Annotated in this window: 6 protein-coding genes; 1 reads left to right on the forward strand and 5 read right to left on the reverse strand. The window is 55.8% G+C overall.

The window, feature by feature from the left end; all coding sequences use genetic code 11:
- Positions 1-106 precede the first annotated feature (106 nt).
- Positions 107-631, forward strand: coding sequence for a GcrA family cell cycle regulator (locus RAL91_RS06165; RefSeq protein ID WP_306260609.1), 525 nt, complete (start codon positions 107-109; stop codon positions 629-631).
- 1 nt (position 632) lies between these two features.
- On the opposite strand, the gene addA is transcribed toward RAL91_RS06165, so the two are convergent.
- Genes addA through RAL91_RS06190 form a run of 5 tightly spaced genes read right to left on the reverse strand, consistent with a single transcriptional unit; the run spans position 633 to position 12,319 of the window.
- A complete protein-coding gene (gene addA, locus RAL91_RS06170) occupies positions 633-4,166 on the reverse strand; it encodes a double-strand break repair helicase AddA (protein WP_306260611.1) in 3,534 nt (1,177 codons plus the stop codon).
- Positions 4,163-7,390 carry a double-strand break repair protein AddB gene (addB, locus tag RAL91_RS06175; RefSeq protein WP_306260613.1) on the reverse strand — a complete coding sequence of 1,076 codons (3,228 nt, stop codon included), beginning with the start codon at positions 7,388-7,390 and terminating at the stop codon, positions 4,163-4,165. The genes addA and addB overlap by 4 nt, the downstream gene beginning before the upstream one ends.
- Positions 7,387-8,178, reverse strand: a complete 792-nt coding sequence (locus RAL91_RS06180; RefSeq protein WP_306260615.1) for a nucleotidyltransferase family protein — start codon at positions 8,176-8,178, stop codon at positions 7,387-7,389. The genes addB and RAL91_RS06180 overlap by 4 nt, the downstream gene beginning before the upstream one ends.
- Before the next feature lie 52 nt (positions 8,179-8,230).
- Positions 8,231-9,739 (reverse strand): tRNA (adenosine(37)-N6)-threonylcarbamoyltransferase complex ATPase subunit type 1 TsaE, encoded by a 1,509-nt coding sequence (gene tsaE / locus RAL91_RS06185; RefSeq protein WP_306260617.1) that lies wholly within the window; start codon positions 9,737-9,739, stop codon positions 8,231-8,233.
- 12 nt (positions 9,740-9,751) lie between these two features.
- Entirely contained in the window at positions 9,752-12,319 is a 2,568-nt protein-coding gene (locus RAL91_RS06190; RefSeq protein WP_306260619.1) for a PAS domain-containing sensor histidine kinase, read from the reverse strand.
- Positions 12,320-12,418 lie beyond the last annotated feature (99 nt).

Here is a 12,418-nt window from a genome sequence, read left to right on the forward strand (position 1 = left end):
GCGTTTAAAACATAATCGGTTTTGAACGGGGAGTTGGATTCCGGGCGTCTGAACGCTTTTGTTCAAGTCCGCCGGGAAAATAGCACGAATAATTGTGGAGACAAGCATGTCCTGGACCGAAGAACGCGTAGCCCTTTTAAGCAAACTCTGGGCTGATGGCCTGAGTGCCAGCCAGATTGCAACCCAATTGGGTGGCGTGACGCGTAATGCCGTTATTGGCAAGGTTCACCGCCTTGGCCTGTCCGGCCGCGCAAAATCTGCCAGCACGGCTGCTCGTCCCCGGAAGCCTCGTGCAAGTACAGCATCTAAAACATCAATCAAGTCTGACAGTGCATCCTCTGCACCGCGGCGACCTCAGACAATGGGCGCAACAGCGCTTAAATTCGAAGCGGACGTTGAAGCCGAGGCTGCCATCGCGCCACAAGCTCATGATGATGTTGTGGTGCCGATTTCAAAGCGCGCCAGCATCCTGACGATCACAGAGCAGACCTGCAAATGGCCGATTGGTGATCCCGGCGGAAATGATTTTCACTTCTGCGGACATGATTCCAAGGAAGGTGCGCCATACTGCAACTATCACTGCAAAGTGGCCTATCAACCGGCCAGTGATCGTCGCCGTAAAGCCTCCTGATTTATACGTCTATCTGGCGAGGCCCGCCCAGAATTCGGGCCTCTGCCGCATCCAGCATGTCTGTCGGTAGTTGATCCAGTCGTGCGGCGCTCACCCATAGGATAGCGGCTTTTATCTCGGTATCTGGAAAACTACGTCTGAGCAGGGCACGATAGGCCGCCAACTGATAAATATAGTTGGTCGGCGTCCCGGCGGCCGTTTCGGGGACACGCGCATTGGTCTTGAAATCGACAATCAGAAGGCCGTTTTCCAATTGGCATAAGCGGTCAATTTTTCCGCTGACCGCATAAAGCCCCTCGGTGGACTGAAGCTGTCCGGCAACGCCAACTTCCGCTCTGGTTTCGGGGCCAAACAAAACCGAAAATTCCGGGTTCTTCAAAATACCAAACACAGATGCCGTGATCTGTTCAACAATGTGGGATGGACAGCCAGTCGGTAAAGCGTGTGCCAGATAAGAGCGCGCGGCGGCATCACGCTCTTCGTCTGCCAGCGCAGGCAAATGCTGCAACAATGTGTGGACGGCCTGTCCCCGCTTCAAAGCGAATGAACTGTCCCGATTTCCCAGCGCGTCAAACCGTTCCTCCCAGGACAGCTCGTCAGCGCGTTGCTGTTCCGCATCCAGACGTGACGGCGACATGGCCTTGGCGATGGGAGGTGCCGGTGGCGGCGGGGTCAGTAGCCAATCTGGCAGCGGGCCCACATCTGCCTGCGTTTCGGCGGGTTCCGGGCGTTTGGAGGCTTGGGGTTCTGAGACGCGCCAGAGGAAATGGTCGACCTGACCGTCCTCGGTCTCAACGGTCCGCATGTGCGGTTTCAACGTGGCCTCAGCAAGACGATACCAATTATCATCTGAAATTGCCCGTTTTCCCTGCTTGCCACAGACGATCAGCCGGTCTTCAGCGCGGGTCATGCCGACATAAAGCAGCCTGCGATACTCCGCCATGGCGTCCGTATCGCTTGCATCCAGCAATTGGCGCTGCAAATCGGTCTGGTCCTTTTTGGCCCGCGCACCCCAGAAGAGAGCAGGCATTCCTTTGGCACCTTCGGGCCAATGGGCAAAGATCTGGGGTCTGTGGACATGGGCGCGTGGTTGGCTGCCATCATCAACCAGATACACAATCGGTGCTTCCAGACCTTTGGCGCCATGGACCGTCATCACGCGCACTTCGTCGCGGGCGGCATCCATCTGGCGTTTGATATCGCCGCTTTTCTGATTGATCCAATGGTTAAACCCCTGCAGCCCAGAGCCGCCGCGCCCTGCCGTCATTGTGGTTTCATAGTCCAGTGCCTGAGCCAGAAACTCGTCAATCAGATCTTCCGCTTCACTGCCAAGCCGCGTCAGCAGTTTCCTGCGCCCGCCATCTGCTGCCAATATACGGGCGAAGAACCGATAGGGCGTTTCAAAATCCACCCGGTTCAGCCACAGAATAATCTGCTCATAAGCCGCGCGATAACGGGCTTCCCGGGAGCCACGCATGGCTTCAAGAAGCGATCCGCTACGCGCTGTTGCCAGCGCCATCAAGTCCTCATCTGAAAAATCAAAGAATGGGCTCTTGAGCAAACTGGCGAGCGACAGATCATCGTCAGGGAGCAGCATGACATCGGCCAGGCACAGCAAATCCCGCACGGCAATGTGGTCTGTGAGTGCCAGCCGGTCCATTCCGGCAACGGGCAGTCCCGCACTTTTAAGTGCCTTGTTGACAAGGCCCATAATCTGGCCGCGCTTTTTCAAAAGGATCAGAAAATTGCCAGCACGCAAACCTTCATTCCGTATGGAAGCGGCGATATCTGCGGCAATCCTTGCAGCAAGTTGCTCCAGAGCATTTGCCGGACGGTCCACTGGCCGCCGCCAGTCTTCCGCAGTTTCTGTATCGCTTTCTTCCAGAAGCGGCCACAAACGCACTTCGCCAGCAGCATTGGCGCGATAGGCCTGATGGGGATCAACGCCCATACGGCTGACACTGGTTGCCATGTCTACCGGTGCAAACACGGCGTCTACTGCTGACAGAATGTCATTGGTTGACCGGAATGACAGGTTCAAAGTGATGTTGTGCCAGGGCAGTTGTGCCTCTTCTGCCTTGCGTTCAAAAAAACGCCTTTGAAAGTCAAACGCATCGGGAGCAGCACCCTGAAACGAATAGATGGATTGTTTTTCATCACCAACGGCAAACAGGGTGCGCACGGGTCCCCCACTGGGGCGATGATCGCTTCCCGCGTCATGGAAGAAGGCCTCACTCAGAGCCGTGACAACGCGCCATTGCGCCGGGCTTGTATCCTGCGCTTCATCAACCAGTATGTGGGACAGGCCCCGATCCAGCTTGTACTGGACCCACATGGCTGCCTCTGAGCTAGCCAGAAGCCGCTCGGTTTTGGCAATCAGATCATCATAATCCAGCAGGCCGAGCTGGTTTTTGAAGCCCAGATAGGCTTCGATAATGGCACCTGCGAGAGTCAGCAAAGCTGATGTATCGGCAAAGGTCTTCAAGGCATTCAGCCTGTTGCGCACTTCGGGCAGCCCAAACCTTAAAACCGCAACAGCTTCGTCATAAAGATCGGGATTGTCTTCGCGCACACTCTTTGTCAGAAACCGTGCTTCACTGCGCGGCTCCCCGGCACTGGTGGTGAAGATGGCAATCCATGTTTCAATCTGGGCTGCACCACCTTCGGCTGCCAAAGCCGTGCTGACACGGTTGGCAACATCCAGATCAGACTTTTTATCACTGCTTTGCGCAGCTTCGTGCAAATCTGCCAACCGATCACGGTTGAACGCGCCGAGCGTTCCGTCAGCAATGTCATTTGCGAGACGTTCAATTGTGTCACCCGGCGAGAGGCCCAGAACTGTGCTCAATCGTTCACTGTGCTCGGCAAGCCCGTTTTCCCGGCTGACAATGTAGCGAATATACACGTCCCGTTTGCGCAACAGTTCCCCAATGGCACTATCAATGGTCTCATCATCGCTGGCGTCAATCAGCGCAACCAGCGACCGTCTAAGCGCGCTGTTGGGATCAGTGTCCGCCGCGTCAATTGCGCGCTGCATGACGGTATTCCTGGCCCGGTCCAACAGGTCCCTCTGCCGGTCATCATCGGCCACTTCAAAATGGCCGGGTACATTGGCCTCAAGCGGAAACTGCTGCAACAGACGCTCGCAGAAGGCGTGAATGGTCTGGACTTTCAGTCCACCCGGTGTTTCCAGTGCGCGTGCAAATAATTGCCGGGCAAAGCTGAGTGTTCGCGGCTGAATGCGCTCCTCACCCAAATCCTTCAAAACCTGTGTTAGGGCCGCGTCCTCCAAAACCGTCCAGCGCGCCAATTCAGCAAATACGCGATTGGACATCTCACTGGCAGCAGCTTTGGTGAAGGTCAGACACAGGATGGTTGAAGGGTCGTTGCCCGCCAGCAGCAGGCGGATGACACGCCGCGACAATACATATGTTTTGCCGGAGCCTGCATTGGCACTGACCCACGCCGAGACATTTGGATCAGAGGCCTGACGCTGCCGCTGGCGCGTATCTTCCGGGATCGGCAACGCGCTCATTCTGCAGCATCCTCTTCGCTGCCCTGACCGCGCCATTCTGAAACCCGCGCCAGATGATCATAGGCACCTTCATACCGTACGGTCTGTGGCTGCGCCTGTGACAGATAACCGGTGTCTTGCTGGGCATAATGCGCAATCAGCTCTTTGAGCTTCACAAGAGCCGCGTCCGCCAATGCGGTAACGGCCGTTTCATCCTGGCAGACGGGCACATAAACGCCGGGAATGCGGTTTCCGGACAGACGGACATAGGAAAGGGTCTGTGATGGAAGAGCCGGGACGCCTTCAAATGCCCCTGCAGCGATCATGGCAGCTTCCAGCGGCAATTGTGGTGCAAGGCTCGATTCCACTTGCGCTTTGGATGGCGCTTGACCAGTTTTGTAATCGATAATTTCAACCAGACCATTGTCCAGAAGATCAATCCGGTCGGCCCGGCCTGTCAATCGAAACTGCGGCATGGTCAGTTCCAGAGACCCGGATAATTCGGTGAGCCGCTGACGAACCCTGTCGGACCGTTCGGTTTCAAACTTCAGGAACCAGTCCGAAATGCGCTGAAAACGCGTCTGCCAGCGCGCATAAAGGTCCGGGTAATCCTTGATCTTTTCAAATTCCCCCTGCGCAATCCGCTTTAAATTCTCAGCCGCTTCCGGCGTATCGAAATCTGATGTCCGAGCCTCCAGAAACTGTTGCAGGATGTCATGCAGCAGACTGCCGCGATTGGCATAGTTTGGCACTTCGCCAATGCCATCAAATGGCAGCAGTTTCAGAACATGTTTGGCATAAACCGCGTAAGGGTCGCGGATGAGTGTTTCAATCTCGGTGACGGACAGTCGTTTGGGCCGCAATGCCACTGCGGGTCTGGGGGAGGGGCGCAACACGGGCCGGCCGGTTGGATCGGCAGGCGCATCAAGCTTGCGCGCCAGTTGTAAAATGCGTGTTCCCCGGGCTGAAAGGGCATCCTGCTCCGCTGAACCAATCATGGCATCTATGCGCTGCAACCAGCGAGACGCCTTTGTTGGCGCACCGTCTTGCAGCAGCGATCGTGTCAAAACAACTTTCGGCTTGGAAGCAAGTTGCACAAAATCATGTGCTGACAAACCAATGGCCTGTTCTGGCGGATTGAGACCCAATTGCGCCCGCATGTTGCGCGACAGCCAGGGGTCCAGCTTGCCATCAGCTGGCCAGCCGCCTTCATTGAGACCGCCCAGAACCAGATGATCCGCGTTCAGCAGGCGCGCTTCCAGGGTGCCCAATATCTGAACGCGTGTGTCTTCCTCCAGATTGGGGCGATGACGCCGCACCGGGCGCGCACCCAGCAATGCCTGCAGCAGGTCGCTGTAATCGGACGCTGCGATTTCCAATGTGCGGGCTTCCGGCCCCAAATCACGCAATTCCGCCATGGCTGCAATAATGGCTGTACCATCTTCGGATGTTGCAAACTGCGGTGCCGTATCCTCACCGGCAGTGATGGTCTGAAGTGTTTTCAAATGTGCATCTATCAGATCACCCAACGCGAACCGATTGTCTTTGTCAGTGAAGAGGCGTTCAAAATCCTCCATGGCTGCTTGGGTGGCGTGAGCAATTTGTTCCGCATTTTCCCAATCATCACCGGACAGGCTGTTCTGCGAAGCCCGTAATCGCTGCTTTGGACCAGCCAACAGATTTTGTCGTAATTCAGATATGGCGTGAGACAGGTTTGCGCTGCCGGAAGGCAAGGCAGGACCACGCAGAATGGCCCGTTCCAGAGCGCGCACGCCAGAGCGAATGTCAGCGCGTGGCAGGCCCAACCCACAAAGCGGGTGCTTCAACAGTGCAAGCATCGAAATGGCGGTCCCATCGCGTGCCGCCTCGGCAATCAACCGCGCAAGTGTTCCAGCTGGGGTGGCAAATAATGGCTGTCCGGCGGAATCGTCTGCATTGATGCCAAACCGTTCCAACTCCACGGAAACCCGCCGGGCCAGAGAGCGATCAGGCGTTACCAATGCGATGCTGCTCAGGCCATTGATCTCCAGCGCTTCACGAATTGAAACGGCTATGGCAAGCGCCTCTTCCTGCGGGGTGCGGGCTTCTATGACCGTGAGGTCTGAAAAGGCCTGTCCGACGGAGGACGGAGGAAAATCGTTGATGATGTGCGACCACTGATCCGTTGTCGCTGCAGGCCGAAGGGCTTCATTTAACAGACGGAACAGCGCGTCATTTCCATTGTGCTGCTTCGGTTGCAGGTTCTGGACATCTTCACGCGTCACATCCAGATGAGACAGCGTATGTTTCAGCGCAGCTTGAGGGTGCCCCAGGGCAGCAGGATCGAACCCATCTTCCGCGTCCGCACCAATTGCAGCCCATGCAGTGGCATCCAAGCCCAAATCCAGACCCGGCAGAACCACACAGCCATTTGGCATTTGCGCAATTGCTTTCAGCAAGCGTGCGGTGGCTGGAACCGAACCGGTTGAGCCTGCCGCGATGGTTGGCCCCGTTCCGCCCGTATTCCGCGACAGCGCATCAGCCTTGGTTTCAATCAGTCGGTTCCGCCTGGCCATCGCATCGACATGGCCAAGATCTGCCAAATGTTGAGGCCAGGCCTGCGTCACGATTTCCAGAAACGACAGGCTCAATTGCCAGTAACGGGCAAAATCATCGGGAACCAGGGTCTTTAACTGGCCCCAGTCAACTTTGTGATTTTCCGCTTCATCCAGAATGGCCGCAAGGTCAGAAGCCAACCGCGCAGCATCAGCCGGATTGGCCGGAATAATGACAGCCTCATAAGGCTCCATATTGGCTACTTGTTTAACAAGGGCGCGGCTCCAGCCCCAGACCATTTCGGTCAGGGCGACATGACGTTCCAGCTCAGGCATTGCGGGCGGCAGATCAGACAGCGCCGACAGTGGATCAATTGCGCTTTCCTGCAGCATCAGATCGGCTTCATCCGTATCGCCGATGGCGCGGATTTGCGGCAACAACGCTGCCGATGCGCCACCACTGCGCCGCGCAACCGCCTGCACAATCACGTCTTCGGCCGCACGCACTGCGCGCCGTGTGGGCAGGAACAGGGTTACATCGGCAAGGCAGAAGGGGTTGTCGGCAAGCGTTTGCGCGTCAAGAGCGAAGCCGGGGACCAGTTCGCCGTCAAACAGCGCCTCTACGAGTGTATCCAGAAACGGATATTGTGGAGCAATGGTAGCAACGCGAGATGATTTACGGACCGACGGTGTTTGGCCCCGATCACTCACGCGGCGCTTTCACCAATGGCGTATTCAGCGTCCCGGACAGCCTGTGGTGTTCCGACATGGAGCCATGTGCCATCCATGCGAACCCCATGCAATCGGCCTTCTTCAATCAGAGCATCGAACAGCAGATTGAAGGAGAATGCGCCATCAGGAGACTTGTCAAATACACGGGGATGAACAATGGCCCCGCCTGCATAGACATAAGGTGCAATGCGTTTTTCAGGGCGGCGTTGCAATTGCCCTTCCGGCCCGAACAGAAAATCGCCCGGCCCTTCATAACCTACAGCACCCACTGTCGGAGACAGCAGCAGCAGCATATCCATGGCATCATCATCCCAACTTTCACACAGCCAGGAAAGATTGGGCCGTGCGCCCTCTATCCAGAAACTGTCGCCATTGAGCACAAAGAATGGTTTGTCGCCAAGCAGCGGCAAGGCTCGTTTGGTCCCGCCGCCAGTATCCAGCAATTTATCAGTTTCATCAGAGATCGCAATATCCAGCCCCTTATAGTGAGCCGCGAACTGGTGTATCTGGTCCGGAAGATAATGGGCATTCAGCACGGCTTTGCGAAGGCCCGCAGCTTTCAGTCGATCCAGACCATAGTCAACAATCGGCTTGCCGCACACTTCGATCAGTGGTTTGGGCGTAACAGCCGTAAGCGGGCGCATGCGTTTGCCAAGTCCGGCGGTTAGAACCATTGCAGTTTCCGGGCGGATGCGCGCCATGTCCCCGGCGCGGCGCGCCTTGGTATTTGCCAATGATATGACGTTAATCGCCTTGGTCTTTTTCATATGTCTGCTAATCCTGATTTGCAGATGAGTTTGCCACGATCCTGGTGTGGCATCAATTGCGCTGCCTGTTACCAAGATGGGTCTCATACCAGTGTCTGACCGCGCCCATTGCCTCATGTGCCAGCATTTCGCGCAAATAGTCTTCATTGCGAGGCATATGGGCAACGTATGACATTTTTGCGTCATGGGACGCCAGACGGGCAAAAATACCGAGTATCTTCATCGTGCGCTGCGCGCCAAGTATCGCAAGATGCTTGTCCATGTCAGCGCGCTCAAGTGGTGTTTTCCGCATGGATTGGTATCGGTCCAGCATCTCCTTGCGGAAGTCTGATGAAATGGTAATGCGCGCATCATAGACCAGAGATGACAGATCGTAGAGCTGAGGTCCCCAAAGGGCGTCCTGAAAATCGAGCAGTCCAATTTGTTGCGGCGGTTCACGGTCAGCCAGCCACATCAGATTGGGAGAATGCACATCGCGCAAGATGAACCCGGTTTCGGCTCTCTTCAACTCATCGAACAGGTCTGACCACAGGGTCGTAAAATCCTGCTGCTCCTGCGCCTGTAATTGTGTGTCGCAATAGGGTGCGTACCAATCGGCAAACAGTGCGACTTCCGTCAAAAATGCAGTGCGATCAAAAGCCGGGATCGTATACGGGCCATCAACCATTTGCGACAGGGCAGGGCCTTTGTCATGCAACGCTGCCAGAACATCAATCGCCGCAAGATAACGGTCTTTGATCGGCTGTGCGTCGCTGTCCACAATGCCTTCCTTGCCGAAATCTTCGAGCAACAGAAAGCCTGAAACATGATCCGAAGACAGGATTGAAGGCGCGCTGAAACCCAGTTTTAAAAGCGCTTCAGCCATTGCGGAAAAAGGTCTGGTGTCAGCGGCGCGGTGCACAAGGTCAGCATAGGATTTGCCATCTTCAATAATGTCACCCGGGGGCGTTTCCGGTGCATTCATGAAGATTGTCGTTGTTTGTCCAGCATTGGAAATACGTTCATAGGAACGATGGGAAGCATCGCCCTGAACATGGCTACGGGTTGCAGAACCATGTCCGGCAGATGCCAAGAATCTGCGTGCCGCAAGTGTGCGCTCGAAACGGGCTTTCTGAGCCTCAGGCACTGAAAGTTGAACAGATCGGGCGTCTCCAGCCAGTATGTCGATGGATAAAGTCATGTGATGCTCAGGCAGCATATCGCCCGCACGAGCGGGCCATTCGACAAGCGTAAGAGCCGTGTCTGGCTCATCGAAGAAACCGATTTCCTCCAGTTCTTCCGGGTCAGCCAGCCGATACAGATCGAAATGTCGAACCGGAATGCGCAATTCATATGGTTGCAACAGTGAGAATGTCGGGCTTGGAACTTCCAACTGATCGTCGCCCGCCAGATTGCGGATCAATGCCCGGCAGAATGCGGTTTTTCCGGCGCCCAGATCACCATAGAGGGCAATCAGATCACCCGGTAGAATGGCGGCTGCAACATCCTGCGCAAAGCGACGGGTTGCGGCTTCATCAGGCAGGGTTTCGTCAAAGACCTTGGTGAGGTTTTGCTGCTGCATGCTGACGACCGACTACTCGGCGGCCTGGGTAATCGGCTGCGGCTCAACAGGGAAGCGGCAGGTTACAATTGTGCCCTGACCTTCTTCGGATTCCAGTTCCACGGTTCCATGATGCAGTCCCATGAATTTTTCAACGATGGACAGCCCAAGACCAACATTGCGACGCCCATCAGACGGTGCTGTGCTTTCAAAGGGTTCAAACGCTGTCGAGCGATATTTATCAGGAATGCCAGGGCCCTGATCTGAAATTGCAAAGACAATCTCGTTCTTTTCCAGACGGCAGACCAGTTTGACCTCGGAGCCCGGATCAGAGAAGCGGATGGCGTTGCTAAGCACATTGAACAAAACCTGCCGCACACGCTTTGCGTCGCCAATGAAGCTGGAGGCGTTCTTGTCAATATCCTTGATGAGACGAATTTTGGTTTCATTGACCCGATCTTTTGAGGCTTCAATGACAGCCGCTACGGTCTCTGCCACATCCACCTCGCCCAATTCCAGCTCAACAATACCGGCTTCCACTGTCGCCAGATCCAGAACGTCATTGATGATGGCCATCAGAGACGATGACGAGGTCAGAATGTGATCGACATAATCGTCCTGCTTCTCATTCAGCGATCCGATTTTCGGCTCAGCCAGCAATTGGGCAAAACCGATAATATTGGTCAACGGCGCGCGCAGGGCATAGGAGACATGCTTGATGAATGTGGACTTGATTGCGTCAGCGGCTTCAAGCGCCTGATTGCGGTCGATCAGAGCCTGTTTGACCTGAACAGAATCTGTGGCATCGACAAAGGTCAGCATGGACAGCCCGTCGGGCAGGGGAACCAGAGCGTATTCGACGATCTTGTCGGGAGAGCAGGATATCTGCCCGGAAATCCCGCTGCGTCGATCTTCCAGACCTGTGATGGCATTGGCAATGTTCTGCCAGTCCTGCGTCGCATTCTGCGTCCAGTCTTGTGAATACAGGAATGCAGCTTCCAAAATCTCGCTGATGTGGCGGCCCGGTTCAACAGCCTTCTCATCCAGAAGCCAGATCGAGCCGAAGGCCGGATTGGACAGTTGCAGACGTCCGTCCGAGGCGAACACGGCAACCCCTTCGGAAAGATGGTCCAGCGTTTCGCCCTGAACCTGCGAAACGCGCTTCAGACGGCTGCGCAAATCCAGCTCTTCAGTAACATTTTCGAATATCTGGGTGATGCCGCCCTGCGGATGCGGCGTGGTTATGACATGAAGGGAGCGGCCATCCGGCAGATGCCACCAGTCGCTGATTGGCTCCATGGATTTATAGTGTTCCAGGAAGGATTTCCGCCATGATCCGAAATCGGACTGTTCCTGCAAGAGGCGCAGTTCGCGCAACCGATCCAGGATTTCACTTTCCAGTGGAGAGGCCTGGAGGAATGACGCTTCCAACCCCCAGAGGTTTCGATAGGCACTGTTGCAGAAACGCAGACGTTGATCGGTTCCAAAAACGGCAACTGGTGTGGCCAGTTGATCCAGTGTCCGGGCATGAAACTGTTGCATCTGGCTGAGTTCAGTTTCTGCATTTACGACAGCCGTGACGTCAGTGGCGATGCCTGCTGATCCACGATTTGCCCGCACATCCAGAACTTCAACAACGCGGCGCTGTCCGGCCATGGTTGCGCTCATCCGGCCGCTGGTCACGCTTTCACCCTGCTGTGCCTTGATGATGTCAGCACGTTCATCGCTGTCCAGTAATTCCAGATCCTGGGTGACCGCGATTTCAGGGTCGGATGCATCCACAGCGCTTGCATAGGCCTGGTTGACCCAGATCAGACGGCCCACATCATCGCGCATCCACACCGGCATCGGCGTTGCCTGCAACAGGGCACGCAGCACGGCGGTATCACGCGTCATCAGTTTGTGGTGAGCCTTTAACTCCGCAAGCTCCATGGAATGATCGCTCAGGGTGCGAAAGCGCAGCATGGGTTCATGGCCGGCAATACGGCCAACAACTTCCACCATGCCGCCACTGAGTGTGTGGGCTGCGTGGCTGAAGGCCTTGCCGGTCTGGACCAGTTCCAGCACTGCGTCAGTCAGTTCCGCAGCTGCTTCGGGTTCCAGCCAGTCGTCAAACTGCAGCAATCTGATGCTATCAGTGGCCAAAGCCTCTTCCAGAACCTGATCGCCAAGAGACAGGGCGCCAAACAATTTGGTTCCAATAATTGTGCCAACGGGGCCGCGCTGAATGGTCAGGGTCAGTTGCTCATCAGCGTGCAACAGGCGCTCTGCGCTGTCCGCTTCCCGCCGTGCTTCGGCCAGCGCGCTTTCCAGCGCGCGCTTTTCCGTTGTGTAGCGATGTCTGTTTTTGAGAAGAACCAGACTGCTGACGCCAGCGGCGACCAATCCGGCCAAAGCGGTAACGAGCAGTAAAAGGGTTTGCGGTTGAACGATGATTTCGGGTTTGTTGGCGGTTTCCTGTGCCAGGACGTGGGCTGAGGTTCCAAGAGCTGCAAATGCGCTAGTTGACAAAAATGCAATGCGTCGCCGCAACGGACGGCGACCGGGAATCCCGAATGGTTTGCGGCTGTATTTTTCAACAGCCCGCATAATGCGGTGCATAGGTAATCCTCAAGAACCAAACTCAACGCGCCAGAGCGTGGCCCAGACAATGGCCACATCGGCTACTCACGATATTCGTTGGTTGCCACCAGGGCGATA

Origin of the sequence: Pararhizobium sp. IMCC21322 (assembly GCF_030758295.1) — a bacterium.
Taxonomy (GTDB): Bacteria; Pseudomonadota; Alphaproteobacteria; order Rhizobiales.

What these genes read in the sequence shown, in the direction of transcription:
- RAL91_RS06165 (WP_306260609.1), top strand. Translation starts at nt 107, where the DNA reads ATGTCCTGGACCGAAGAACGCGTAGCCCTTTTAAGCAAACTCTGGGCT.
- addA (WP_306260611.1), bottom strand. Translation starts at nt 4,166, where the DNA reads ATGAGCGCGTTGCCGATCCCGGAAGATACGCGCCAGCGGCAGCGTCAG.
- RAL91_RS06180 (WP_306260615.1), bottom strand. Translation starts at nt 8,178, where the DNA reads ATGAAAAAGACCAAGGCGATTAACGTCATATCATTGGCAAATACCAAG.
- tsaE (WP_306260617.1), bottom strand. Translation starts at nt 9,739, where the DNA reads ATGCAGCAGCAAAACCTCACCAAGGTCTTTGACGAAACCCTGCCTGAT.
- RAL91_RS06190 (WP_306260619.1), bottom strand. Translation starts at nt 12,319, where the DNA reads ATGCACCGCATTATGCGGGCTGTTGAAAAATACAGCCGCAAACCATTC.